Source organism: Methyloversatilis sp. (assembly GCF_965284615.1).
In the GTDB taxonomy this organism is placed as follows: domain Bacteria; phylum Pseudomonadota; class Gammaproteobacteria; order Burkholderiales; family Rhodocyclaceae; genus Methyloversatilis.
Genome location: NZ_OZ260098.1, coordinates 375,355 through 401,598, shown reverse-complemented (window position 1 = coordinate 401,598; position 26,244 = coordinate 375,355). Strand labels below are relative to the sequence as shown.

The following is a 26,244-nucleotide window of genomic DNA, read 5'->3' as shown; positions in this document are numbered from 1 at the left end:
TGCGTCGTGGGTGATATCGGCAGACAGGATGCGCTGACCGGCGGACCGGTCGCACGCGGCGGGCGGCTGGACAGCGCGCGCTTCGAAGCCTTGCGTGCGCGCATGCAGGCGGCCTCGGAGGCGCCATCGCAGCTGCGCGCGCATCCGCGTGCGGCCGATGGCGAGCCCTGTTCCTGCGAACAGGCGCGCGCCTGGTTCCTCGAACAGTGGGAAGGATCGAGCGCGCTCTACCACGTGGTGAGTCGCTGGCGACTCGACGGCACACTCGAAGAAGCGGCGCTGCAGCAGGCGCTCGACGCGCTGGTGGCGCGGCACGAATCGCTGCGCACCGGCTTCCCGGCCCTCGACGGCGAACCGGTGCAGCGCATCGCCGCGCACGCGCACTGTCCGCTCGAACAGATCGCCGCTGCCGACGCCGACACGCACGCGCAGCTCCCCTTCGATCTCGAACAGCCGCCGCTGCTGCGCGCCGCGCTGTGGCGCGCCGACGACGGCGCGACCCTGCTGCAATTGGTGACCCATCACATCGTGTCCGACGGCTGGTCGCAGGGCGTGCTGCAACGCGAACTGGGCGCGCTGTACGCCGCCGCACTGCGCGGAGGTGACGCTGCGTTGCCAGCGCTGCCACTGCAGTACGCCGATTTCGCGCGCTGGCAGCGCGAACGTCTGCGCGGCAGCGCTTACGACGCGCTGCTCAGCTACTGGCGCGACGCGCTGGCCGGACTGCCGCAGCTTGCGCTGCCGACCGACCGCCCGCGCCCGGCGCAGCCCGACTACCGTGGCGCCACGCTGGATTTCCGGCTCGACGCCGCACTCGCCGGCAAGGTGCGCACACTCGCCCGCCGCCACGGCTGCTCGCTCTACATGGTGCTGCTGGCCGCCTTCAAACTGCTGCTGGCGCGCTGGAGCGGACAGGACGACGTCGTCGTCGGCACGCCGGTGGCCGGTCGCGGCCAGCCCGAACTCGACCACGTGATCGGTTTCTTCGCCAACACGCTGGTGCTGCGCAGCCGGCTGGACCTGCAAGCCGGCGTGCCCGATCTGCTGGAGCGCGTGCGCGCCACCGCGCTCGGCGCCTTCGACCACGCCGCGATGCCGTTCGAGAAGCTGGTCGAGGAACTGAAGCCGCCGCGCGACCCGGGGCGCAATCCGCTGTTCCAGGTCATGTTCGCGCTGCGCAACGCGCCGCGGGCCGATCTTCAGCTGCCCGGCGTCAACGCGCAGCCGCAGGCGCTGCGCAGCGACATCGCCAAGTTCGACCTGACACTGGAACTGAGCGAGCACGACGAAGGCCTCGACGCGCAGATCGAATACGCCTGCGTGCTGTTCGAGGCCACCACCGCGGCACGGATGGCGGACCACTACCGTCGCCTGCTCGAAAGCATGGTGGCCGACGACGGTCTGCCGGTCGGCCGGCTGCCGATGTACGCTGACGGCGAGGCCGGCGCCGTCGATTACCCGGCGCACGTCACGCTGGCGTCGATGTTCGCGCAGCAGGTCGCGCGCACACCTGACGCCATTGCGCTGGCATGTGGCGACGCGCTGCTCAGCTACGCCGAGCTGAACGCGCGTGCCAACCGCCTCGCCCACCGGCTGCGCACGCTCGGCATCGGGCCGGATCGCTGCGTCGCGGTCTGCATGACGCGCAGCTTCGAACTGGTGATCGCGCTGGTCGCCATCCAGAAGGCGGGCGGCGCCTACCTGCCGATCGATCCGGACTACCCGGACGCGCGCATCGACTACATGCTGGAAGACGCCGCCGCGCCGGTGCTGCTGACCCAGCGCGCGCCGGGCGCCCGCTTCGCCGCACGCGCTGCCACGGTGATCTGCCTCGACAGCGACGACTGCGCCGACATGCCGGCGCACGACCCGCCGCCGCTGGCCGGGCCACGCGACCTCGCCTATGTCATCTACACCTCGGGTTCGACCGGCCAGCCCAAGGGCGTGATGATCGAGCACGCCGCCATCTGCAACCACATGTACTGGATGCTCGCCACCTTCGGCTTCGACGCATCCGACCGCGTGCTGCAGAAGACCGGCATCTCGGCCGACGCCTCGGTGTGGGAACTGCTCGCACCGCTGTTCTGCGGTGCCTGCATGGTGCTGGCCGAGCCGGGCAGCCAGCGTGATCCGTCGTCGCTGGTGCGACAGATGCAGGCACAGCGCATCACCGTCATGCAGGTGGTGCCGTCGCTGCTGCGCGCGCTGCTGGCCGAGCCCGGCTTCGCCGCCTGTACGGCGCTGCGGCAGATGTTCTGCGGCGGCGAAGCGCTGGAAGCGCCGGTGGTCGCCGCCTTCTTCGCGCGCAGCACGGCGCGTCTGCACAATCTGTACGGCCCGACCGAGGCGGCCATCGACGCCACCTGGTGGACCTGTGATGCCGCGCCCGGCGCGCAGGTGCCGATCGGACGGCCGATCAGCAACATGCAGGCTTACGTGCTGGACGAAGCGATGCAGCCCGTGCCGGCAGGTGTCGCCGGCGAACTGTATCTGGGCGGCATCGGCCTCGCGCGCGCCTACCTGGGCAAGCCGGCGCTGACCACCGAACGCTTCGTCACCGATCCCTTCGACCCGCGCGGCGGTGCCCGCCTCTACCGCACCGGCGACAGCGTCATCCGGCGCGCCGACGGCGCACTGGTGTTCGTCGGCCGCGTCGATCACCAGATCAAGCTGCGCGGCTTCCGCATCGAGCCGGGCGAGATCGAAGCGGCGCTGTGCGCCGACGCGTCGGTCGATCAGGCGGTCGTCGTCGCGCGCGAGGAGCGTCTGGTCGCCTACGTCACCCGCGGTGCGCAGCGACCGGACGCCGACGCGCTGCGTCAGCGGCTGCAGCGCTCGCTGCCGGCGCATCTGGTGCCGGCGTCCATTGTCGTGCTCGACGCGCTGCCGCTGACACCGCACGGCAAGCTCGACCGTAACGCATTGCCTGCGCCCGACTCCGCCGCAGTCGGTGACGACGCGCCGCGCACGCCGCTGGAGGCCGAACTGGCGGCGCTGTGGGCCGAGGTGCTGGGCCTGCCGGCGGTCGGCACGCGCGACAGCTTCTTCGACCTGGGCGGCCACTCGCTGCTCGCCGCGCGACTGGCGGCGAGGCTGCGCGCCCGCTTTGGCATCGACGTGCCGCTCGGCGCCTTGCTCGACGCACCGAGCGTGCAGGCGATGGCTCGCTGGCTGGACGGCCGGACCACAGTGAAAGCGAACGACACGGCGACGCTGCACGCGCTGTTCGAAGCACAGGCCGCGCGCACACCGGACGCGGTGGCGCTGGTGCACGCGGGACGCACGCTGCGTTACGGCGAACTGAATGCGCGCGCCAACCGCATCGCGCACGCCTTGCGCCGGCGCGGCGTCGGCGCCGACACGCCGGTCGGCGTGCACTTCGAACTGTCGTGCGACCTGGTGGCCGCGGTGCTCGGCGTATTGAAGGCGGGCGGCGCCTACCTGCCACTGGACACGCGCAACCCACCGGCGCGCACGCTGTGGATGCTGGCCGACGCCGGGGCGACGGTGCTGCTCACCACGCGCACCGCGGCATTGTCGGAAGCCCCGGGCGTCACCACGCTCCAGCTCGAGGACGAAGACTGGCTGCTCGACGAGCCCATGCACGACCCTGAGCACGCCCCTGAGCACGCCCCTGAGCACAACGGCACGGCCGACACCCTGGCCTATGTGCTCTACACCTCCGGCTCGACCGGCACGCCCAAAGGCGTCATGGTCGGTCACACGGCGATCGGCAACCGCATGCGCTGGCTGGTCGGGCACTTCGGCATCGGCGCCGACGACGCCATGCTGGCGCATGCCTCGATCGGCTTCGACGTGTCCGTCGGCCAGCTGTTCGCCTGTCTGATCGCCGGCGGCCGCTGCGTGCTGGCCGGCGACGCGCTGCGCAGCGATACCGCCGCACTGGTCGAGCTGAGCCGGCATGAGCGGGTGACGCTGTGGGATTTCACACCGGCGCTGCTGCGCCTGCTGCTCGACGAACCGGCGATGCCGGAATGCCGCGCGCTGCGCCACGTTTTTTGCGGCGGCGAGGCGATGGACGCCACGCTGGCGCGCACCTTCCGCGCGCGATGCGGTGCCGCACTTCACAATATGTACGGCCCGACCGAGGCGGCCATCGACGCCACCTTCTGGACCTGCACCGACGGCGACGGCGACGGACCACCGCCGATCGGCCACCCGATCGCCAACGCGAGCGTCTGGGTGCTCGATGCGCGCATGCGTCCGCTGCCAGTCGGTGTCGAAGGCGAGCTCTACATCGGCGGTGCCGGCCTGGCCCGCGGCTACATCGGCCGCCCCGAACTGACGGCCGAACGCTTCCTGCCGCACCCTTTCGACCCGACGCCCGGTGCGCGCCTGTACCGCACCGGCGACCGTGTGCGCCGGCGCGCCGACGGCGCGCTGCTGTTCACCGGGCGTGCCGATCACCAGATCAAGCTGAATGGCGTGCGCATCGAACCAGGCGAGATCGAGGCCGCGCTGGCGGCCCTGCCCGGCGTGCGTCAGGCCGCGGTCATGGCGCTCGACAAAGGGCAGCGCCTGGTCGCCTGGGCCGGCGGCCGCGATCTGGATGCCGCCGCACTGCGCGCAGCACTCGCGCGCGTGCTGCCCGCCAGCATGCTGCCGAGCGCCATCGTCGTACTCGAACAGCTGCCGCTGACCGCCAACGGCAAGATCGATCGCGATGCGCTGCCGCCACCCGAAGACCACGCCACAGCGGGCATTCACGCCGTCGCGCGCACACCGCTGCAGCAGACGCTGGTCGAGCTGTGGGCGGACGTGCTGGGCCGGCGCAGCGTGGGTATCGACGACGACTTCTTCGCACTCGGCGGCCACTCGCTGCTGGCGACGCGTCTGGTCAGCCGGCTGCGCAAGCTGCTCGACCGGCCGCTGCCGCTGCGCGCGCTGTTCGAAGCACCCACCGTGGCGGCGATGGCCGCCCGTCTCGAAGCGCTGCGCGCCGACGCCTCGCCCGCACAGATGATCGTGCAGCCGCCGACCAGCGGGCTCGAAACAGCCTGCGCACATGCGCAGGCGGGCCTGTGGTTCATCGAGCGGATGGGCACACGCGGCGGGCTTTATCACATCGTCAACCGCTGGCGCATCGCCGGCGAACTCGACGTCGATGCGCTGCAGCGGGCGCTCGACGCGCTGCTTGCCCGACAATCGGCGCTGCGCACCGGTTTCGTCGAACGCGAGGGCCGACTGGATCTGCACATCGAAGCCGACGCGCGCTGCGTCGTCGAGCGGATCGCCGCGGCAGACGCCGACGCGCACGCCGAACGCCCCTTCAACCTGGCGCAGCCGCCGCTGCTGCGCGTAGCGCTGTGGCGGGACGGCGAGGGCGCCGAGGTACTGCAGACAGTCATCCATCACATCATTTCCGACGGCTGGTCGCAGGCCGTGCTGAACCGCGAACTGGGTGCGCTGTATGCCGCGGCGCGCCACGGCGGTCACGCCACGCTGCCTGCGCTGCCGCTGCAGTACAGCGACTACGCACGCTGGCAACGCGCGCTGCTGGACGGCCCGGCCGGCGAGCGCCTGCTCGGCTACTGGCGCCAGCAGCTGGACGGCCTCGGCACGCTCGAACTGCCGACCGACCGGCCGCGGCCGAAGCACGCGGATCACCGTGGCGGCAGCGTCAACTTCGCACTCGACGCATCACTCACTGCCGCCCTGCGGGCGCTCGCGCGGCGCACCGGCTGCACGCTCTACATGGTGCTGCTGGCCGCCTTCCAGCTGCTGCTCGCACGCTGGAGCGGACAGGACGACATCGCCGTCGGCACGCCGGTCGCCGGCCGCGCCCAGCCCGAACTCGACCACCTGATCGGCTTCTTCACCGACACGCTGGTGCTGCGTACCCGCATCGATGTCAACGCCGATGTGCGCGCACTGCTGGAGCAGGTCAGGGCGACCTCGCTCGGCGCCTTCGAGCACGCCGAACTGCCCTTCGACCGTCTGGTCGAGGCGCTGCGACCGCAGCGCGAAGGCGGCCGCAATCCACTGTTCCAGGTCATGTTCGTGCTGCAGAACGCGCCGGCCGAAACGCTGACGCTGGCCGGCGCCTCGACCCATACGCTGCCGGCGGCACGGCCGGTGGCGAAGTTCGACCTGACGCTGGATCTGACAGAAACCGCTGACGGTCTCGCCGCGCAATTCGCCTACGCGACGGCGCTGTTCGATCGCGGCACGCTGGAGCGCATGGCCGGTCATTACCGCCAGCTGCTCACCGCCATGGTGGCCGACGAATGCAGCGCCGTCGGCCGCCTGCCACTGCTGACGCCGGCCGAACGCCAGAGCCTGATGGTCAACCGTAACGACACCGCCACCGACTACCCGGCGGAGGCCACGCTGGCGTCGCTGTTCGAAGCCCGCGTCAGGCTGGCGCCAGACGCGCCGGCGCTGATCAGTGGCGAACAGGTGCTGAGCTACGGCGAACTGAACGCGCGCGCCAACCGGCTCACCCACCGGCTGCGCGCGCTCGGCGTCGGGCCGGACTGTTGCGTCGGTCTGTGCATGGCGCGCAGCATCGATCTGGTGGTCGGCGCGCTGGCCATCGTCAAGGCGGGCGGCGCCTACGTGCCGCTGGACCCGGCCTGGCCCGCGGCGCGCATCGCCCGACTGCTGGGCGACACACAGTCCGCCTGGGTGGTCGCCGGGCGCGAGGGCGGCGTGCCCCTCAATGGCCTGGCGGTGCAGGTGCTGCACGCCGACGACGCGACATTGCAGGCCGAACCGGCCTCCGATCCGCCGCCGCTGGGCAACAGTCGCAGCCTGGCCTACGTCATCTACACCTCCGGTTCGACGGGCCAGCCCAAGGGCGTCATGGTCGAACAGCGCAGCGTCGCGCGGCTCGTGTTCGGTTGCGACTACGCGCACTTCGGCCCGGACGAAACCTTCCTGCTGCTGGCGCCGATGGCCTTCGATGCATCGACCTTCGAACTGTGGGGCGCGCTGCTGCATGGCGCGCGCTGCGTCATCCATCCGGAGGCAGCGGCGACGGCCGCCGGTCTCGAAGCGACGATCGAACGGCACGGCGTCAGCACGCTGTGGCTTACCGCGGCGCTGTTCAACGCGGTGATCGACGAACGGCCGACGGCGCTGCGCGGATTGCGCCAGCTGCTGACCGGCGGCGAGGCGCTGTCGCTGCCGCACGTGAAACGCGCGCTGGCCGCCCTGCCGGGCGTCGCGCTGATCAACGGCTACGGGCCGACCGAAAGCACCACCTTCACCTGCTGCCAGCGCATTCCGAACCCGCTGCCGGAAGACTGGGCCACCATTCCGATCGGCCGGCCGATCGCCAACACCACGGTCTACATCCTCGACGCGCGGGGCCAGCCTGTACCGGACGGCGTAGAAGGCGAGCTGTATATCGGCGGCGCCGGTCTCGCCCGCGGCTACATCGGCGCGCCCACGCTGAGCGCCGAGCGCTTCGTCGCGCCCGCCTTCGCGGATTGCCCGGACGCACGCCTGTACCGCACTGGCGACCGCGTGCGCTGGCGCCACGATGGCAGCATCGCCTTTGTCGGCCGCACCGACCAGCAGATCAAGCTGCGCGGTTTCCGCATCGAACCGGGCGAGATCGAAGCCGCGCTCGCCGCCCTGCCCGGCGTGAATCAGGCCGCCGTCATGTTGCGCACCGCAGCCGACGGCGAGCGCCGCCTGTTCGCCTGGGCGAGCGGAGAGCGCTTGGACGGCGCTGCGCTGCGCGTACAGCTCGCGCAGACGCTGCCGGAATTCATGCTGCCGTCCGCCGTGATCGCGCTCGAACGCATGCCGGTAACCGCCAACGGCAAGCTCGATCGTGCCGCCTTGCCAGCGCCCGACGCGGTCGCTGCACCGCGCACAAGGCGGGCGCCCACCGATGCGGCCGAGCGTCACCTGCTGGCGATCTGGGAGTCGCTGTTCGGCCGCGGCGGACTGTCCACCGACGACGACTTCTTCGCCATCGGCGGTCATTCGCTGCTGGCGGTACGCCTGGTCAACGCGATCGAACGCACCTTCGGCGTACGCCTGCCGCTGGATACGTTCTGGTTCCGCGGCAACACCATCCGCGACATCGCCGGCCTGCTGCGCGGCGCCGGCGCACCGCTGCGCTGGCCGGTGCTGGTGCCGATCCGGCCCGGCGGCACGCGTCGCCCGCTGTTCTGCGTGCATACGATAGGCGGCAACCTGTTCCACTACTACGAACTGGCGAAGGCGCTACCGGAGGGGCAACCGGTAATGGGGCTGAATGCGGTCGGCGTAGGCGGCGCCGAGCCGGCACGCAGCCGCATCGCCGACATCGCCGCCGACTGCATCAGTGCGATGCGCAGCGCGCAGCCGGCGGGGCCTTACCGCCTGCTCGGCTTCTCCAGCGGCGGCACCGTCGCCTACGAGATGGCGCAGCAACTGCGCGCGGCCGGCGAGCAGGTCGACTTCCTCGGCCTGCTCGACACCTGGGCGCCGGGCACCTACCTGCGCGCACCGGACGGGAGTCTGATCGATCGCCTCATCGCGCCGCTGCGTCCCTACACCGACCGGCGACGCCTGCAGCACCTGGTCTGTTCGCTCACTGGTCTGTCGCCGCGCCGTTTCCCCGACGCCGCGTCGGCGCACTGGTGGGCGCACTGGAGCTACCGCCCGGCGAGTTACCCCGGCCGCGTCAACCTGTACGTCGCCGACGCGTCGCGGCTGGAGGCGAGCGCGCCCTGTCTCGGCTGGTCCAGCCGGGTCGCCGGGCCGCTGGTGCAGCACCCGGTGGAAGGCAGCCACGGCCTGATGGTGAAGCCGCCGCGCGTGCGCGAAGTCGCGCAGATGCTGCAGCAGCGACTGGATGAGCTCGATGCCGCCACCGACTGACGGCACACCGGCACTGGCGGTCGACGAGGTCCACCTGTGGCTGGCGCGGGTGGACGACGCGCCGCCGACCGATACGCTCGCCACCTGGCTGGACGACGCCGAACGCGCCCGCCTTGCCCGGCTGCAGCGCGAAGAGGACCGCGCACTGTTCGCGCTCGCGCACGCGGCGCTGCGCGACGTGCTGGCGCGCAGCCTTGGCATCGCCGCGCGCAGCGTGCAGATCGAGCACGACGCGCAGGGCAAGCCCCGCCTCGCCGCCGTCCACGCCAGCGACCTTCGCTTCAACCTGGCGCACGCCGGCCGGGCGGTACTGATAGGCATCGCCCGCGGCCGCGAACTCGGCGTAGACATCGAAGCCGTGATCGCGCACGACGACCTGCGCGCGGTGGCGGAGCAGGTGTACTCGGCGGACGAGCGGGCGGCTCTGGACGGCTGTCCGGCAGCAGCGCGCACCGATCTGTTCTACACGCTGTGGACACGCAAGGAAGCCTGCCTGAAAGCCTGGGGCTGCGGCCTCGACGGCCCGCTGCAGCAGTTCAGCGTGCACGCCGCTGCGTACGACGACGTCGCCGCTCCGGCCGGCAGTGCCTTGCCGCCGCTGCACTGCCGCGACCTGCCGGCGCCGCCGGGTCATGTCGCAGCAATCGCCGTCAGCGGAGGACCAACGACGGCGGTGTGCAGGCGCTGGCACGTCTAGGGCGCGGTTCCCGGCGTCGCGGCAAGGGTCGCTCTCACAACCGGAGGGAGCGCGTGACCGGCGACTGGAGCCCGGGCCCGGGATCTCTGGGAGGGGTCTTCTGACCCCGACAGCAGCATGAATCGACGCCTGCGGACTGCAGCAGCCCCGTCGCGGTCAGAAGACCGCTCCCACAGCGGTGGTGCGCCCAAGCCACGGCCGGAGCCTGGACCGGGGTTTTGTGGGAGGGGTCTTCTGACCCCGACGGCGGCATGAATCGAAGCCGGCGGAGCCCTGCTCAGCTCGCCAGTCCTGCCGTCGCTCAGCGAATCGCGGCTGCGATGTCCGCGGCCAGCGCATCGGCCAGCCGCCCGTGCGCCTCGACCACCGCTTCGTAGGTCTGCGCGCTCACCGGTTCGCTGCGGCTGAAGCGGCCGCTGCCGATGTCGGTGCCGTCGCGGCGGACGGCCCACACGGCTTCCAGCGTGACCGACGAGAAGCCGTCGGCATCGAGGCGCAGCACGTCCACCGGCACCGTCAGATCGGGCCGGGCGACGCTGTTCTGCGGAGCAGCCACCACGCGCGCCAATCCACGCTCGCGGGCGATGGAGGTGGCGAGCCGGCGAGCCAGTTCAGCTTTCAGCGACCCCGCCCAGCGGTGACCCTGTGCCGGCTCGGCGCGCGAACCGGCGACGCGTTGCACGATCTGCAGGCGGTCCACCGCTTCCGGCAGGCCGATCGGACCGACGACGACAGTCGGTGAAGGCGCACCCGCAGCGACCGGCGCTTCGCCGGTGGTGAGCGTGTAGTGGCGCACGGTGGGCGAACTGCCGCATCCGCCAAGCAGCAGTGCGACGATGGCCACCGGAATCAGACGAAGAAGGATCACGGTTTCTCCTCGGGCTTGCCGCGCAACAGCGCTTCGGGGTTGCGTTCCAGCGTGTCGGCGAGGTGGCGCAGCGACTGCGCGGCGCGCGACAGTTCCTGCAGGCTGTCGCGCAGGTCCTGCTGCAGCGGCGCGTCGCTGGCCAGCAGGCGGCGGCCGTCGGCGACCGCGGCGCGCGCCTCGGCCATGGTCTGCTGCGTTTCGGCGACGGCGGCGCGCACCTCGTTCGACGCCAGCCCGTCCAGTCGCTGCATCAGCGCCTCGGTGCGCTCGACCGCGCTGGCCAGACCGGCGATGGCGCGGCGCGTTTCGGCGGCGATGTCGTCCAGCGGCAGGCGGTCGATCTTGGCGGCGATGCGGCTCAGCGTCGCCTGCAGTTCGTCCAGGCTGCCGCGCTGCGTCGGCAGCTGCGGCGGCTGCTCGGCCCAGTCGATCGTCGCCGTGCCGGCGTTGGGAAAGAAATCCATCGCCACGTAAAGCTGACCGGTAACCAGATTGCCGTTGCGCAACTGGGCGCGCAGACCACGCTTGATCAGACGGTTGACGAAGGCGCGGAAATCGGCCTCGCTCATGTCCTGCGTGGTGTCCTTGCGCGACTGCATGCGCTCCGGGAACACCGCGATGTCCACCTGCAGGCCGACGTCGGCGGCATCGACATCGACGTCGGGCGAGATCGCGATCACCTCGCCGATCTGGATGCCGCGGAAGTCCACCGGCGCGCCGACCGACAGGCCGCGCAGGGTTTCGGTAAAACGCAGCTGCCAGATCTGCGCGTTCGAGCTGGGCTGCTTGAGCGCCTCGGCGCGGGTCGAGAACAGACGGAAGTCCTGGCCCGCCGGGGCTGCGTCGGTATCGCCTCCGGGCGGTGTTTCGAAGGCCAGCCCGCCGGCCAGTATCGCGGTCGCCGATTCGGTGTTCAGCTGCAGTCCCTCGGCGCCGAGTTTCAGATCGATGCCGCTGGCGTTCCAGAAGCGCGTGTCTATCGTGACAAAGCGGTCGTAGGGCGCCTTGATGAACACCTGGATGTCGAGGTGCTGTCCGGCGTCGTCGAGCTTGAAGGCGGTGACCTGCCCGGCCTGGATACGCCGGAAGTAGACCGGCGTACCGACGTCGATCGAACCCAGCGTGTCGGCGTGCAGCGCAAAGCTGCGGCCGGGCACGCCGAGCGACACGACGGGCGCATCCTCCAACCCGACGAAATCGCGGCGCGCCTCGCTCGACTTGCCGGCGTCCATGCCGACATAGGTGCCCGACAGCAGCGTATCGAGCCCCGACACTGCGCTGCCCGACACCTTGGCGCTGACCACCCAGAAGCGGGTGTCCTCGACCAGCAGCGGTGCCGCCTCGCGCGCCATCTGCGCGGTGGCGACGACGTGGCTGCCGTCCTCGGCCAGCCGCACGGTGCTGATCTGGCCCACGTTGACGTCCTTGTACTTGATGCGTGTCTTGCCCGGCTCGAGGCCGGCGCCGGTGCGGAACTGCAGCGTCACCACCGGCCCCTGCTCGTACCAGGTGCGGGCGGCGAGGAAAAGACCGATCAGCGCGGCGACGATGGGAATGACCCAGACCAGCGGGATGCGGAAGCGGCGCGGCGGGTTGACCACTGCGGTCGGCAACGCGGGCGGAGTCGGGTCAGACATGGGTGGCAGGTTTCCCGGATTCGGTGAGGGGGTCCCAGATCAGGCGCGGGTCGAAGCTCATCGCCGCGAACATGGTCAGCACGACCACGGCGCCGAAGGCGATCGCCGCCGGCCCGGCCTCGATGGTGGCGAGGCCACGGAAATTGACGAGTGCCACCAGTATCGTGATGACGTAGATGTCGAGCATGGACCAGCGGCCGACGAATTCGACGACGCGGTAGAGCCGCGTACGCTGCATGACGCTGCGGCGCGACCGGCGCTGCACCGTCACGGTAAGCCAGGCGAGCGCGATGATCTTCAGCAGCGGCACCATGATGCTGGCGAAAAACACCACCGCCGCCAGCGGCCACGAACCGCTCTGCCAGAGGAACACGACGCCGCTCATGATCGTGTCCTGCTGTTGACCGAGCAGTGAGGACGTGGTCATCATCGGCAGCAGGTTGGCCGGCACGAACAGCACGGCCGCGGCGATGATGAGCGCCCAGGTGGTCGATACGCTGGCCGGCTTGCGCGGGTGCATCGGCGCCCGGCAGCGCGGGCAGCGCAGCAGCGCCGCGTGGTCGGCCGGAATGTGCGCCAGCTGGCCGCACACATGGCAGCTCATCAGCCCGGCTTCGCGTGCGGTCAGGTCGCGCTTCATGCGTTCGCGCCCTCCGGCGGCACCTGCCACAGCAGCCGCGTGTCGAAGGCGCGCCCGGCCAGCGTCAGCGCAACGATCAGCGTCGCCATCGCCCAGAAGGCGGTGCCGAGCAGCACGGTCGCCATGTGCGACAGCTTCACCAGCGACACCAGCATGCCGAGCAGGAACACCTCGACCATGCCCCAGGGCTGCACCGAACGCACCAGCCGGAAGAAGGGCGCCAGCCGCGGCGACACGCGGCCGAGGCGCAGCGGCAGCAGCACCATCAGGATCATCAGCAGTTCGAGCAGCGGGAACAGAAGCGCGGTGCCGAATACCAGCGCGGCGACCGGCGTCATGCCGTCCTGCCACAGCACCTGCACCGCGCCGATCAGCGTCACCTCGACGCGACGGCCCTGCAGTTCGAGGCCGACCAGCGGATAGACGTTGGCGATCACGTACAGGATGGCGGCGGTCAGCGTCAGCGCCAGCGTGCGGTCGAGGCTGTCGGGCGGATTGCGCGCGAGGAAGGCGCCGCAGCGCACGCAGCGCGCCGTCTGCCCGGGCGCCAGTTCGGGCTCGGTCTGCAGCAGGTCGCACTCGTGACAGGCGATGGTCTGGGCGGGCAGCGTGGGATGCGCGTGGGGCATGGGCATTACCGTGGGATCTGCGGCGATTGTGCGGGCTGGCTTCGCCCCGCGCAACGCGGCGGCTGCCGGTGTGCGCGCAGCCGGCCGTCAGCGCGCACCGACGCCGTCGCGCGCCGCCAGCTTGGCGGTAATGTAGTCGGCGTGCGGAATGTAGAGCAGGTCGGCGACCTTCTTCATCACGTGTGCCTCGTGCGCATGCAGATGACCGTCGGCATAGGCGACCTGCCACATCAGTTCGATCACGCGCAGCTTGCGTGCGGCGTCGAAGGCGCGGTTCAGCTGGCCGGTGAAGCGCTGGTAGTCGTAGGCCTCGGCCGCCGCGGTGGTGGCCAGTTCGATCAGCCGTTCGATCTCGTCGTCGGCGAGCGCGAACTTGTCGCGCAGCGCCTGCATCGCGGCGGCACGCTCGTCGTCGCCGATGTCCGGGTCGGCGCGCATCACTTCGACCAGCAGCACGGCGGTGGCCAGCTGCAGCTGGTGTTCGGTTGCGACCGGATCGACCGCCGGCGCGGCGAAACTGTCGAACAGCTCTTTCAGGGTACGGAACATCCATTCATCCTCGTTCGGGCCGACGCAGATCGCCGGCCGTGTTGTGCAGAGTGTGCATCGGTGCGGCATGTTCCCGCCCATGCCGCAGCGAGCCACCGACGATCACGCCGGCAGTTGCGCAAACTCGCGCGCCAGATGATCGACCAGCCCGCGCACGGCCGGCAGCAGGCCGCGGCGCGACGGGAACACGACGTGGGCGATGCCGCAGCGTGGCGCCCAGTGCGGCAGCACGTCGATCAGACGGCCGCTGGCGAGGTCGTCGCGCACCATCATGGTCGGCAGCTGGGCGACGCCGACGCCGTGCAGCGCCGCGCTGCGCAGGGCGGCCAGATCGTCGGTCACCAGCCGCGGCGCGTGGCGCACCTGCGCGCTGGCCCCGTCCGGGCCTTCCAGCATCCACGCGTGGTCGCGCTGCGCCGGCCCCCAGGCCACGCTGGGCAGCGTCGCGAGATCGGCCGGCACGCGCACCTCGCCCAGCGGCGCGATCAGGTCCGGGTGAGCGACCAGGCGTTGCAGGCTGTCGCCCAGTACCTTCATCACAAGGTCGGTGTCCTCCAGCGGCGGAAAGCGCACGCGGATCGCCAGGTCGAAACCTTCGCGGATCACATCCACGCGCCGGTTGGTGCTCTCCAGATGGATCTGCACGCGCGGGCAGGCCGCCATGTAGCGGCTCAGCATGTCGGCCACCTGGTATTCGAGCAGCGCGGTCGGACAGGCCAGCCGTACGATGCCCTGCGGCTCGGCGCGCGTGCGCTCGACCGCCTCCTGCGCCGCCTCGGCTTCGACCAGCATGGCGACGCAGTGGCCGTAATAAGCCTGGCCGATCTCGGTGACCGCGAAGCGGCGCGTCGAGCGCTGGATCAGGCGCACCCCGAGACTGTCTTCCAGCAGCGCGATGCGCCGGCTGAGCTTGGACTTGTGCATGTCGAGCGCGCGCGCCGCCGGCGCAAAGCCGCCGTGCTCGACCACGCGGGCAAAGTAGTAGAGGTCGTTCAGGTCCTGCATCTCAGTTGCCACACCGCCCCCATCGTTCCATCAATAGAACACTGAATAGCGATTTTGCCGTCTAGTGCGTCGATTGTCCCGAATCTAGTATTCACCTCAACGCAGCACGGTTCAGACGGAACGGTGCGAACGAACAGGAGAAACGCCATGAAAAAGATTGCAGGTCTGTACAGCGCCCCTCGCCAGCACTGGGTTGGCGACGGTTTTCCGGTGCGTTCGCTGTTTTCCTACGATTCGATGGGCCGCCACGTCAGCCCCTTCCTGCTGCTGGACTATGCCGGCCCGGCGAACTTCGAGCCGTCGGACACGCCGCGCGGCGTCGGCCGCCACCCGCACCGCGGCTTCGAAACGGTCACCATCGTCTATGAGGGCGAAGTCGCCCACCAGGACTCGACCGGCGCCGGCGGCGTGATCGGCCCGGGCGACGTGCAGTGGATGACCGCCGGTGCCGGCATCATCCACGAGGAATTCCATTCGCCGGACTTCACCCGCCGCGGCGGCCCGCTGGAAATGGTTCAGCTGTGGGTGAACCTGCCGGCGCGCGACAAGCGTGCCGCCCCCGGCTACCAGCACCTGGCGAAGAAGGATATTCCGGTGGTCAACCTGCCGGGCGGCGCCGGACATCTGCGCGTCATCGCCGGCGAATACGCTGGGCGCAGTGGGCCGGCCCGCACCTTCACGCCGGTCGATGTGTGGGACCTGAAGCTGAAGGCCGGTGCCGACCTCGAACTGACGGTGCCGGAGGGCCATACGCTGGCGCTGGTGGTACTGCACGGTCTGATCCACGCCAACGGCAGCCAGCCGGTGCGCGAGGCGCAGATGGCGCTCTACCATCGCGAAGGCAGCCGTTTCTCGATCGCCGCCGAAACCGACGCCACCGTGCTGCTGCTGGCCGGCGAACCGATAGACGAACCGATCGCCGGCTACGGCCCCTTCGTGATGAACACGAAGGACGAAATCCGCGAGGCGATCGACGACTTCAGGTCGTCCGAATCGCGCTTTCTTGCGGTGCGTTGATCGTGAGCCCCGTGCGATCAAGGCGTACGCCGCCGCTGAGACTGGCTGTCTCTGCAAGAAGTACAACGCAGAGCGCAGGGGGCTCACGGTCAACCCGTTGGGCGGCGATCAGCATGCTCGCATGGCTGCGTTGCACCTCCTCGACGGACAGCCAGTCCGTCAGCGTCGGCGCGCCTTGCCCTGCGAGCATGCTGATTGCCGCGCACCGTAAGAAAGCGCGATTCGGACGACCTCGCGGGCGTTTCGAAGCCGCGACCACCTGATCCGTTTCACCCCCTGCGCGCACCGGGGCGCGCAGGGACCACTCCGCCGGGCGCCACAAAGGCCAAAGCCACCCACCCGGCACCCAACCTCAACTGCAAGGAGAATTGCCATGACCACGAAGACCTACAAGAAGCTGAACAAGGACGACGCCGTGATGCTGCTGGTGGACCACCAGGCAGGCCTGCTGTCGCTGGTGCGCGACATCGATCCGGACAAATTCCGCAACAACGTGCTGGCCACCGCCGATCTGGCCAAGTACTTCAAGCTGCCCACCATCCTGACCACCAGCTTCGAACAGGGCCCGAACGGCCCGCTGATGCCGGAGCTGAAGGAACTGTTCCCGGACGCGCCCTACGTCGCCCGCCCCGGCCAGATCAATGCCTGGGACAACGAGGACTTCGTCAAGGCGATCAAGGCCACCGGCCGCAAGCAGCTCATCATCGCCGGCGTGGTGACCGAAGTGTGCGTCGCCTTCCCGGCCCTGTCGGCGATCGAAGAAGGGTTCGACGTGTTCGTCGTGACCGACGCCTCCGGCACCTTCAACGACATCGCCCGCCATTCGGCCTGGGACCGCATGTCGCAGGCCGGCGCGCAGCTGATCAACTGGTTCGGCGTGGCGTGCGAACTGCACCGCGACTGGCGCAACGACGTTGAAGGCCTGGCCACGCTGCTGTCCAACCACATCCCGGACTACCGCAACCTGATCACCAGCTACAACGCGCTGAAGGGCTGAAGCCCGAAGGAATGAAGGCGGGTCGTCCGGAAGGATGACCTGCCATCGTCATGTCCGGCGATATCATCGGCACGCCCTGACTCGCCCGATACTCGCCGCCCATGTTCATCGCCCATGCCCCATCGGGCTATCTTCTTGCCACGCATTTCGTCGAGCGTGCGCGTTCGCTGCCCGTCCGGGCAAGCCTCGCCGTGGCGGCCGGCGTGATCGGCGGTCTCGCACCGGACTTCGACATGCTTTGGTTCTACCTGGTCGATGCGCGGCAAACCCACCATCACAAGTACATCAGCCACTGGCCTGTCCTGTGGCTGTCGCTGCTGCTGCTTGCGCTGCTATGGCGACAGGTGAGGCCATCGAGCGCCGGCGCCGTCGTGCTCGGTCTCTTTGCCGCGGGCGGTCTGCTGCACATGGTGCTGGACAGCGTGGTCGGCGACATCTGGTGGTTCGCGCCCTTCGCCGACCGCCCGTTCGCGCTGTTCACTGTGCCCGCGCTGTACAAGCCCTGGTGGCTCAACTTCTTCCTGCACTGGTCGTTCGCGCTTGAACTGGCGATCTGCGTCGGTGCAGTGATCACCTTTCGCCGCCGCCAGCGCAGCGGCGTCCCGGCCAAGGTCTGAACCGGTGCGCGAGGCGCACCGCCGGACGGAGGTCCCGCCGGCACGTGCGTGAATCACGCCGCAGGTGCCGGCAGGGTCCGCACGATCAGACGATAGACGACGAGTCCGCCTGACCGTAAGGCCGGGTGCCGTAGTAGGCGTGAATGCCCTTCTCCCAGGCGACGTCGGCCATATCGGGCCAGTGGTTCTTGTCGAAGCCCGGTGCGCTTTCGAGACGCTCCTTGTTCACGTCGAGCACGAAACGCTTGTTCTCGGTGTCCAGCTTCAGCGCGTCCCAGGGGACCGCGAACAGCTTCTCGCCCATGCCCAGAAAGCCGCCGAAGGACATCACCGCATAGCTCACGTGGCCGGTGCGCATGTCCAGCATGATTTCCTTGATGTCTCCGAGTTCTTCCGACTGCTTGTTGTAGACCTCGTTGCCGATGAGGGTGTCAGCCCCCATCAGATGGGGCCCGGGGCCGGTGTGCGCATCCGGTCCTGCTCCGTTGTTTCGTGCCGGCTTGTATATGCCGTAGGCGTCGCGATCTTCATAGTTCATGGTCATCTCCTGTCGAAGGTGTGCAGTCGTCGCAGCGGAACCCGCCGCGTACCTGCGTCCTCCTGCAGCAGACTGGACGCCCGCGACAACGCGGTCTGTTCGGCAGCCCACGCAGCCACCGCTCAGGTCCGGAACTGCGCGGCCGCGAATGCCCAGACCATGCGTGAGGCATCGGGCCCGCGCGGGTCGCTGCTGGGCAGTTGTGCGGCACCGCCGCTCCATGCGTGCGCCAGCCCATGGACCTCGACCAGCCTGGACACGATGCGGCCGGCGCGGCGGAAATCGGTCACCGTCATCGCGTACCGCTGACCGCGCTGCACGTCGCGTGACGGCCGTACGCGGGCGCCCGCAGCGTCGGCCCATTGCTGCGCGGCGGCTTGGGCGTTCTGCAGGGCCACCACCGGATCGGCGTCACCATGGATCACCAGCAGCGGGGGCCAGCCGCTTTCCACCGTCAGCGGGGTCGCCGCCAGAGGTTGCGTGGCGCGACGGCCGTGCATCGCACCGAGTGCCGACAGCGTGGAGTGGGCGGTGCCCGGCGGCACACCCGAGTGCATCGCCACGGCGCGGAAGCGGTCGGGGTGACGGGTCACCAGCAGGGCCGCCATGCTGGCGCCGGCCGACAGTCCGGCGATAGCCACCCGCCCGGGGTCGGCCGGGTGCAGCAGGCACACCTGGTCGATCATTTTCATGATCAGCGCCGCTTCGCCACTGGCGCGGCCGGCGGTGGCGTCGAACCAGTTCCAGCACCCCTGCGCGTTGGCCAGCCTGTCCTGCTCCGGGTAGAGCACGAGGAAGCGCTCGCGCATCGCCACCCGGTTCATGCGCGTGCTGCGGGCGAAGGCGTTCGCGTCCTGACCGCAGCCGTGCAGCATCACCATCAGCGGCAGGCGCTCGCCGATCGCGACACCGGGCGGTCGATAGAGCCTGAAGCGGCGCGCACCGGCGACACCGGTGGCAATGCCGAGCACCCACGCCCCGTCGCCCGGCGGTGGTGTGCGCCGGCTGACCACCGGCTTCATCGCCCGGCCCACCGCACGCGCGCCTGTCTTCATTGCGCTGCGGGTGATAGCGACCAGGCTGCGTTCGAGACTGCGGGCCCAGACCGACTTGCGTGTGCGTTTTTTCATCGGTCCATTATGCGGTGCCTTGTGCGACAGCCCTGCGCGCGCCAACGGATCACGACGTCATCGACAGGCTCGGCACGCCTTCGGCGCACAGCCGGTCAGAAGGCCGTGCGCACCAGCCCGCCTTCCGCGCGGATCGCGGCGCCATTGATCACCGCGGCGCGGGCGCTGGCGATGAAGGCGACGACGGCGCCAATTTCCGCCGGGTCGATCAGCCGCGCGATCAGCGACGACGGCCGGTTTTCGGCCATGAAGCGGCGTTGCGCCTCGGCCGGTGGCAGATCGGGAAACAGGTCATGGATGAATTTCTCGACGCTTTCGGTGCGCGTCGGTCCGGGCAACACCGCGTTCACCGTCACCCGCGTACCCTGCGTCAGTTCCGCCAGCGAACGCGACAGGCCCAACTGCATGGTCTTGGTCGCGCTGTAGTGCGCCATTTCGGGCGCCGGGCTGATGCCGGATTCACTCGATATGAACACCACGCGCCCGTCGCCGCGGGCCAGCATGCCGGCGAGGTAGTGCCGGGCCAGCCGCACACCGCTCAGGATGTTCACCTCGAACAGACGCTGCCAGTCGGCGTCGCTCTCGTCGAAAAAGCCGACCGCCTCGTAGATGCCGAGGTTGTTCACCAGGATGTTGACCTCGGGCAGCGCGTCCAGCGTGGCGGCACACCCCTCCGCCGTGCCATTGTCGGCCACCAGCGGTAGCAGGTCGGCCTGCGGATGACTGGCGCGGATGCTGGCGACGCCCGCCTCCACGCTGGCCGCGCTGCGCCCGTTGATCACCACCTGCGCGCCTTCGGCCGCCAGCGCACGGGCGATTTCCAGCCCGATGCCATTCGACGACGCGGTGACCAGGGCGCGCCTGCCCTTCAGTTCGAGTTCCATGTGCAGCTCCTTGCAGTTGATGTGCCTGCAAGTGTGCTGCCGCCTTATCATTTCACTAACCACTAGAAAAACAATTGATTGTTGACCACGAGTCAAATATCGACCGGACCACGCCCATGACGACGCGCACCGAAGACCTTCTGGCCTATCTGGCGGTGATCGATGGCGGCTCGCTGACCGCGGCCGCAGAACAGCTGGGGCAGACGGTGTCCGGCGTCAGCCGTGCGCTGGCACGGCTGGAACGCAGGCTCGACAGCACGCTGCTCGTGCGCACGACGCGACGCATCGACCTGACCGAAGAGGGCCGGCTGTTCGCCGACCACGCGCGGCGCATCGTCGCCGCGCTGGCCGAGGCGGAGGAATGCATGGCCATCCGCCGCCAGCGCCCGGCCGGGCGGCTGCGCGTGGACGCCGCCTCGCCCTTCGTATTGCATGTGCTGGTGCCGCGCGTCGGCGCGTTTCGCGCGCGCTACCCGGACATCGAACTGGAGCTGCACAGCAACGACCGCATCACCGACCTGATCGAGCAGCGCACCGACGTTGCGCTGCGCATCGGCACGCTGCCGGATTCGACACTGCACGCGCGTCTGCTCGGCCGCTCGATGCTGCGACTGCTGGCCTCGCCGGCCTATCTGGCCGTCCACGGCGAACCGGCCGACGCGGCGGCGCTCGCCGCGCACCGGCTGATCGGCTTCACTGCGCCGGCCCATCTGAACACCTGGCCGCTGCGCACGGCGGACGGTGAAGGCTGCGCGATCCGCCCGTCGCTGTCCGCGTCCAGCGGCGAAACGGTGCGCCAGCTCGCGCTCGCCGGCGAAGGCATCGCCTGCCTGTCGGACTTCATGACCGAGGACGACCGGCGCAGCGGCCGGCTGGTCGAGCTGCTCGCACCGCTGCGCGTGCCGAGCTTCCAGCCGGTGCATGCCGTGTATTACCGCAACACCACGCTGGCCGCGCGCATCGCCTGCTTCATCGACTTCCTCGCCGAAAGCTGGCCGGCGCCGGGCGGGGATTGAAGGCGACGGTGCGACGGGCGGACAATTTCCCCGACTTCGCTTGGCCGCGCTGTCACAAAGACGGATGCGGGCGCGTCTTCGACGCGTATCCACTCCTCTCTGGCGCCTGCACATGACCTTGAGCACCCACACCTTCGACCAGCACCGCCGGCGACTGACCGGCATCGCCTACCGCATGCTCGGCTCGCGCGCCGACGCCGACGACGTATTGCAGGACGCCTGGCTGCGCTGGCACGAGTCCGCCCCTGCAGACCTGCGCTCCGCCGAAGCCTGGCTGGTCACCGCGGTGACCCGGCTCAGCATCGACCGGCTGCGCGCGCGCAAGGCCGAAGCGCAGCACTACGTCGGCCCCTGGCTGCCGGAACCGCTGGCCGAACACGACCTGATCACGCCGGAATCGCGGCTGGAGCGGGCCGACGACCTGTCGTTCGCCTTCATCGCGGTACTCGAACGCCTGAGCCCGGACGAGCGCGCCGCCTTCCTGCTGCGCGAAGTGTTCGACTACGACTACCCCGAGGTCGCACAGGCGCTGGACAAGAGCGAGGCGGCCTGCCGCCAGCTGGTGCATCGCGCGAAGACGCGGGTGGGCGAGCAGCAGCCGCGATTCACCGTTGACCGCGAAGCCCATCTGCGCGTGCTGCGCCGCTTCATGGCCGCCGCCCAGTCGGGCAAGCGCGACGACATCGAAAGCCTGCTGGCGGACGATGCGATCGCCGTATCCGACGGCGGTGGCAAGACCTGGGCCACGCTCAAGCCGCTGTACGGCGCTTCGCGCATCGCCTGGCTCTACTACGCCGTTGCACGCAATCGGGACATCGCCCTCGAATGGCGCGAAGGCGTGGTCAACGGCGAACCGGCCATCCTGCGCTTCCGCAACGGCGTGCTGCACTCGACGCTGTCCATCGTGACCGACGGCGAACGCGTGCGCGCCCTATACGGCGTGCTCAATCCGGACAAGCTGGGCAGCTTCCGCATCGACTGATACAGGCGGCTGTCACACCGGGCGGCCGGTCGTCGTCTTGTCCATGAGCGCATCGATTCCGTTGCGCCCTCACATGGAGAAGCTCTCATGCACGGCCTGCGACTGCCCTACTTCCGCCTCGCGCCGGAAGCCTACAAAACCCTGTACGCCCTGTCCGACCAGATCGGCCGTGGCGCGCTCGACAAGAAGCTGGTCGAGCTGGTCTATCTGCGCGTGTCGCAGATGAATGGTTGCGCCTTCTGCCTCGACATGCACGCCACCGCGCTGCGTGGGCTGGGCGAGGATGCCCAGCGCATGGACGTCGTCGCCGGCTGGCGCGAATGCCGCTTCTTCAGCGACGCCGAGCGCGCCGCGCTGGACTGGGCGGAAACGCTGACCCGCATCGGCGACGGCGCCCCTGAAGACGCGCAGTTCGACGCGCTGAAGCAGCACTTCAGCGACGCACAGATCGCCGAACTGACCTTCGCCGTCGCCACCATCAACGCCTGGAACCGCATCGCCGTATCGATGCAGCAACCGATCGAGCGGAGGGCATCATGATGCGCCGCGCGCCGCTGTTCACCGCGCTGCTGTCGCTGGCGTTCATCGCGCCGCCTGCTCTCGCGCACGAAGCCGGTCACGGCGGCGGTGTCGTGCAGCGCCTGAGCCAGCCGCTGCAGCCGGGTCTGGACGAAGGCGTGCTGCTGGTCGTCACGCTGGCGCCGGGCGAAGCCAGCCCGGCGCACCGCCACCGGGCGCATGCATTCGTCTACATGCTGGAGGGCGAAGTGCTGATGCAGGTGGCGGGCGGCCCCGAGCGCCGGCTCAAGCCGGGCGACGTGTTCGAGGAAAAGCCGGACGACATCCACACGCAGGCGCGCAACCTGAGCAGCACGGCGCCCGCCCGTTTCGCCGTGTTCATGGTGAAGAAGCAGGGCGTGCCGGTGGTGCTGCCGGCGAACTGAGCGACCGCCGTTCCGCGGCGCGCCGCGGAACGCAGTCTGCTATCGTCCCGACGCTCCGACATCACGGCAGGTCTCATGAGCGTCATCACCGTCTATCACAACCCGAAATGCAGCAATTCGCGCGGCGCGCTCGAACTGATACGCGAACGCGGCTTCGAGCCCCAGATCGTCGAATACCTGAAAACCCCGCTGTCGACCGCGGCGCTGCGTGCGCTGGTCGCCGCCTGCGGCGTGCCGGTGCGCGAGCTGATGCGCAGCAAGGAAGCGCTGTACGGCGAACTGGGCCTCGACGACCCGACGCTGGACGACGACGCGCTGATCGCTGCGATGGCCGAACACCCGGTGCTGCTGAACCGCCCCATCGTGGTCACCCCGCGCGGCGCACGGCTGTGCCGACCGCCGGAACGGGTGCTCGACATCCTGCCCGCGCGATGAGAAAGACCGGGCCGGGCAAGGCCGAAACCGATCTGATGCAGCCGTTCGAAGGACTGACGCTAAAAGACATCGTCATTCCCGACACGAAGGACGCCGTCGCTGCCGCGGTCGCTGAGATCCGCGCAGCCGGCGAAGCCGGCTTCGACACCGAATCCAAGCCCACCTTCAAGCCAGGTGAAGTGAGCAGCGGGCCGCACCTCGTGCAGTTCGCGCTGGCCGACCGCGCCTTCCTGTTCCAGATGCACGACAGCGCCAGTCGCGATGCGGCGTCCCTGCTGCTGGAGGATCCGGCGGTGCTGAAGATCGGCTTCGGCCTCAGCGCCGACCGCAGCCAGATCCACGCGAAACTCGGCGCCACGCTGCAGTCGGTGCTCGACCTCGATCACCTGTTCCGCCGTCGGGGCTACAACAACTCGCTGGGCGCACGTGCCGCCGTCGGCCTGGTGCTGGACCGCAATTTCCGCAAGTCGAAATCGGTGACCACCACCAACTGGTCGCTGCCCCGCCTGAGCGATGCGCAGAAGCTCTATGCCGCCAACGATGCGTACGCGGCGCTGCGCGTATACCTCGCGCTCACGCTGACGCCGCAGGAAAGACAGGCGCTGCTGCCTGGGCGCTGAGCGCGTCTTGTCGCGGTCAAAGGGACGCACGCAGGAACCCTGACCCCGGCTCCATCGACGGGGCGGACGTGCTTTTGGTGGGAGCGACCTCCGGTCGCGATGCGGCGTTGGCGGGCCGCCGGCTTCGATCCATGCCGCAATCGCGAGCAAGCTCGCTCCCACAGGACCCCGGCTCCGACCGCCTTTTCAGGAAGTGCTTTTTGTGGGAGCGACCTCCGGTCGCGATGCGGCCTCGGCGGACCGCAGGCTCCGGCACTGGTCACTGTCGGGGCCGGAAGACCGCTCCGACAGAAACCCGAGAAGCTTGTCTGCGTTGCGCCTCAGTCGAGCACGCGGGTCATGTAGCAGGCGCCTTCGCCATAGCTTGCAAGCGCCTGCACAGGCACAGTCCCAAGCGCCGGTCGGTAGCCGCGCTGCGCCCAGTAGCCGGCGGCATCGCCGACCGCCACCAGGGCGGCACAGCGAAGTCCGCGGCATACCGCCGCATCGTGCGCCGCCTCGTACAGCGCGGCCGCCACGCCGCTGCCGCGGACCGACGCGGCCACCGCGCAGTCATGCAGATACCAGCGCGTCGCCGGCACCGGCAGCGCAGAAAGTTGGGTGTTCAGCGCCGGTGGCTTGCCGTCATGCCACGGATGCGAAACCAGATAGCCGAGCAGATCGCCGGCCGCTGACTGCGCGACCAGGCAAAGATCCGGCGCCAGGCTCATGCGGTTCAGATAGACGGCAGCGCCCTCCGGTACGAAGGCCGCATCGGCATAGGCGATTGCCTGCAGCGCGAGTACGGCGTTGACATCGTCGGCGCGCATGGGGCGGATGATCGGATGCATCGGTACTGCAAAGCCTCAGAAAGTGAAATGCGCGTCGGCACCTGACGGCGTTGTGACACCCGCGCGCCGTCTCACGACGCGGCGCGCAGCTCTGACCGGTGTCCCGCAGCAAGACCGCGACCGATCTCGCGCAGATCCACACCGATCGGATGCTGGCTTACGCGCAGGCCGAACTCCGGCAGGATGGCCAGCAGGTGGTCGAAGATGTCGGACTGTATGCCTTCGTACTCAGCCCACATGGTCGTATGGGTGAAGCAGTAGATCTCCAGCGGCAGGCCGTCCGGCGTCGGTGCGAGCTGACGCACCAGCAGCGTCATGTCGCGGTGTATGCCCGGATGCGCGCGCAGGAAGCGCTCCACGTAGGCGCGGAAGCAACCGATATTGGTGATGCGGCGGTGATTGACCGGCGCCTTGCCGCGCGCTTCGAGCTGACGGTTCCAGTCGTCGATCTCGCGCTGCTTCTCACCGAGGTAGTCTTCGAGCAGCGCAAAGCGTGTCAGCCCGCGTCGCTCCTCGTCGGACAGGAAGCGCACGCTCTGCTGGTCGAGCAGCAGGCTGCGCTTGATGCGACGACCGCCAGCTTCCTTCATGCCCCGCCAGTTCTTGAACGGGTCGGTGATGAAGCGCTTGGTCGGGATCGTGGTGATGGTCTTGTCCCAGTTCTGCACCTTCACCGTGTGCAGCGCGATATCGATCACGTCGCCGTCGGCATTGAGCTGAGGCATTTCGACCCAGTCGCCGACGCGCACGATGTCGTTCGACGAAATCTGCACGCTGGCCACCAGCGACAGCAGCGTGTCCTGGAACACCAGCATCAGCACCGCGGCCATCGCACCGAGACCGGACAGCAGGATGAGCGGCGAGCGGTCGATCAGCGCTGCCACCATCAGGATGGCGGCGACCGCGTACAGCAATATTTTCACCACCTGGATATAGCCCTTGATCGGCTTCAGGTGGGCACCGGGCCGCCGCTCGTACAGCGCGTTCAGCCAGCTGAGCAGCGCACCGATCGCGAGCGCGACGGTGAGCACCATGAAGGCGCCGGCGACGTTCTGCACCACGGTGACCGCGGTCGGCGGCATATCGGGCAGCAGCGCGATTCCGTTGTGCACGATCAGCGCGGGCACAATGTTCGACAGACGGCGCACGACCGTATCATCGAACGCCGTCTGCCCCTCGGCCACCGGCAGCATGCGCAGCGCGCGCGACAGGAGGCGCAGCAGTACCTTCTTGACCACCCAGTTGGCCACCCAGGCCAGCAGCGCGATCAGCGCGATGCCGATCAGCGCGCGCAGCTCCGGCGGGTAATGGTCGAAGGCCTCCATGAGCTCGAGGTAGCTCGTCATTGTTGTCTCCCTGTGAATGGCC

22 protein-coding genes are annotated in these 26,244 nt (G+C 69.3%); 11 read left to right on the top strand and 11 right to left on the bottom strand.

What is annotated here, in order from left to right; genetic code table 11:
• Positions 1–6 precede the first annotated feature (6 nt).
• Together ACQ66H_RS01920 and ACQ66H_RS01915 are read left to right on the top strand one after the other, a co-directional pair.
• Positions 7–8,841 (top strand): amino acid adenylation domain-containing protein, encoded by an 8,835-nt coding sequence (locus ACQ66H_RS01920; RefSeq protein ID WP_430432588.1) that lies wholly within the window; start codon positions 7–9, stop codon positions 8,839–8,841.
• Positions 8,825–9,538, top strand: coding sequence for a 4'-phosphopantetheinyl transferase family protein (locus ACQ66H_RS01915; RefSeq protein WP_430432587.1), 714 nt, complete (start codon positions 8,825–8,827; stop codon positions 9,536–9,538). Before ACQ66H_RS01920 ends, ACQ66H_RS01915 begins: the two co-directional genes overlap by 17 nt.
• A gap of 301 nt (positions 9,539–9,839) precedes the next feature.
• On the opposite strand, the gene ACQ66H_RS01910 is transcribed toward ACQ66H_RS01915, so the two are convergent.
• The 6 genes from ACQ66H_RS01910 to ACQ66H_RS01885 all read right to left on the bottom strand — a co-directional run bounded on the left by ACQ66H_RS01910 (position 9,840) and on the right by ACQ66H_RS01885 (position 14,866).
• A complete protein-coding gene (locus ACQ66H_RS01910) occupies positions 9,840–10,406 on the bottom strand; it encodes a PqiC family protein (RefSeq protein ID WP_430432586.1) in 567 nt (188 codons plus the stop codon).
• Positions 10,403–12,043, bottom strand: a complete 1,641-nt coding sequence (locus ACQ66H_RS01905; RefSeq protein ID WP_430432585.1) for an intermembrane transport protein PqiB — start codon at positions 12,041–12,043, stop codon at positions 10,403–10,405. The genes ACQ66H_RS01910 and ACQ66H_RS01905 overlap by 4 nt, the downstream gene beginning before the upstream one ends.
• On the bottom strand, positions 12,036–12,683 hold the full coding sequence (locus tag ACQ66H_RS01900; RefSeq protein WP_430432584.1) for a paraquat-inducible protein A: 648 nt from the start codon (positions 12,681–12,683) through the stop codon (positions 12,036–12,038). The genes ACQ66H_RS01905 and ACQ66H_RS01900 overlap by 8 nt, the downstream gene beginning before the upstream one ends.
• Positions 12,680–13,312 carry a paraquat-inducible protein A gene (locus tag ACQ66H_RS01895; RefSeq protein WP_304012815.1) on the bottom strand — a complete coding sequence of 211 codons (633 nt, stop codon included), beginning with the start codon at positions 13,310–13,312 and terminating at the stop codon, positions 12,680–12,682. Before ACQ66H_RS01895 ends, ACQ66H_RS01900 begins: the two co-directional genes overlap by 4 nt.
• 87 nt (positions 13,313–13,399) lie before the next feature.
• On the bottom strand, positions 13,400–13,861 hold the full coding sequence (locus ACQ66H_RS01890) for a TerB family tellurite resistance protein (protein ID WP_430432583.1): 462 nt from the start codon (positions 13,859–13,861) through the stop codon (positions 13,400–13,402).
• Positions 13,862–13,963: 102 nt separating this feature from the next.
• Complete coding sequence (locus ACQ66H_RS01885; RefSeq protein WP_304001678.1) at positions 13,964–14,866, bottom strand: LysR family transcriptional regulator; 903 nt, start codon at positions 14,864–14,866, stop codon at positions 13,964–13,966.
• 147 nt (positions 14,867–15,013) lie between these two features.
• On the opposite strand from ACQ66H_RS01885, the gene ACQ66H_RS01880 reads away from it, so the two are divergent.
• From ACQ66H_RS01880 to ACQ66H_RS01870, 3 genes are all read left to right on the top strand, one after another.
• Positions 15,014–15,883: a pirin family protein gene (locus ACQ66H_RS01880; protein ID WP_430432582.1), complete on the top strand. Its 870-nt coding sequence runs from the start codon at positions 15,014–15,016 to the stop codon at positions 15,881–15,883.
• A 373-nt stretch (positions 15,884–16,256) separates the two neighbouring features.
• The gene (ycaC, locus tag ACQ66H_RS01875) at positions 16,257–16,880 is read left to right on the top strand and encodes an isochorismate family cysteine hydrolase YcaC (RefSeq protein ID WP_020163107.1); all 624 of its coding nucleotides are present in this window, start codon (positions 16,257–16,259) and stop codon (positions 16,878–16,880) included.
• 101 nt (positions 16,881–16,981) lie between these two features.
• Positions 16,982–17,497 carry a metal-dependent hydrolase gene (locus tag ACQ66H_RS01870; protein ID WP_430432581.1) on the top strand — a complete coding sequence of 172 codons (516 nt, stop codon included), beginning with the start codon at positions 16,982–16,984 and terminating at the stop codon, positions 17,495–17,497.
• A gap of 85 nt (positions 17,498–17,582) precedes the next feature.
• Here ACQ66H_RS01870 and ACQ66H_RS01865 read toward each other — a convergent pair whose 3' ends face one another.
• The 3 genes from ACQ66H_RS01865 to ACQ66H_RS01855 form a co-directional block, all read right to left on the bottom strand.
• Positions 17,583–18,035 (bottom strand): PRC-barrel domain-containing protein, encoded by a 453-nt coding sequence (locus tag ACQ66H_RS01865; RefSeq protein ID WP_430432580.1) that lies wholly within the window; start codon positions 18,033–18,035, stop codon positions 17,583–17,585.
• 122 nt (positions 18,036–18,157) lie between these two features.
• Complete coding sequence (locus ACQ66H_RS01860) at positions 18,158–19,165, bottom strand: extracellular catalytic domain type 1 short-chain-length polyhydroxyalkanoate depolymerase (protein WP_430432579.1); 1,008 nt, start codon at positions 19,163–19,165, stop codon at positions 18,158–18,160.
• A gap of 95 nt (positions 19,166–19,260) precedes the next feature.
• The gene (locus tag ACQ66H_RS01855; RefSeq protein WP_430432578.1) at positions 19,261–20,049 is read right to left on the bottom strand and encodes an SDR family NAD(P)-dependent oxidoreductase; all 789 of its coding nucleotides are present in this window, start codon (positions 20,047–20,049) and stop codon (positions 19,261–19,263) included.
• Between the two features lie 116 nt (positions 20,050–20,165).
• Between ACQ66H_RS01855 and ACQ66H_RS01850 the strand changes: the two genes are divergently transcribed.
• From ACQ66H_RS01850 to ACQ66H_RS01825, 6 genes are all read left to right on the top strand, one after another.
• A complete protein-coding gene (locus ACQ66H_RS01850; protein WP_430432577.1) occupies positions 20,166–21,065 on the top strand; it encodes a LysR substrate-binding domain-containing protein in 900 nt (299 codons plus the stop codon).
• A gap of 112 nt (positions 21,066–21,177) precedes the next feature.
• Complete coding sequence (locus tag ACQ66H_RS01845; protein WP_430432576.1) at positions 21,178–22,047, top strand: RNA polymerase sigma-70 factor; 870 nt, start codon at positions 21,178–21,180, stop codon at positions 22,045–22,047.
• 87 nt (positions 22,048–22,134) lie between these two features.
• Positions 22,135–22,587, top strand: a complete 453-nt coding sequence (locus ACQ66H_RS01840; protein ID WP_430432575.1) for a carboxymuconolactone decarboxylase family protein — start codon at positions 22,135–22,137, stop codon at positions 22,585–22,587.
• A complete protein-coding gene (locus tag ACQ66H_RS01835; protein ID WP_430432574.1) occupies positions 22,584–22,991 on the top strand; it encodes a cupin domain-containing protein in 408 nt (135 codons plus the stop codon). The genes ACQ66H_RS01840 and ACQ66H_RS01835 overlap by 4 nt, the downstream gene beginning before the upstream one ends.
• Positions 22,992–23,066: 75 nt before the next feature.
• Positions 23,067–23,426: an arsenate reductase (glutaredoxin) gene (arsC, locus tag ACQ66H_RS01830; protein WP_430432573.1), complete on the top strand. Its 360-nt coding sequence runs from the start codon at positions 23,067–23,069 to the stop codon at positions 23,424–23,426.
• Entirely contained in the window at positions 23,423–24,046 is a 624-nt protein-coding gene (locus ACQ66H_RS01825) for a 3'-5' exonuclease (RefSeq protein ID WP_430432572.1), read from the top strand. Before arsC ends, ACQ66H_RS01825 begins: the two co-directional genes overlap by 4 nt.
• 320 nt (positions 24,047–24,366) lie before the next feature.
• Here ACQ66H_RS01825 and ACQ66H_RS01820 read toward each other — a convergent pair whose 3' ends face one another.
• The gene (locus ACQ66H_RS01820; protein WP_430432571.1) at positions 24,367–24,876 is read right to left on the bottom strand and encodes a GNAT family N-acetyltransferase; all 510 of its coding nucleotides are present in this window, start codon (positions 24,874–24,876) and stop codon (positions 24,367–24,369) included.
• A 71-nt stretch (positions 24,877–24,947) separates the two neighbouring features.
• On the bottom strand, positions 24,948–26,222 hold the full coding sequence (locus ACQ66H_RS01815) for a mechanosensitive ion channel family protein (protein ID WP_430432570.1): 1,275 nt from the start codon (positions 26,220–26,222) through the stop codon (positions 24,948–24,950).
• Positions 26,223–26,244 lie beyond the last annotated feature (22 nt).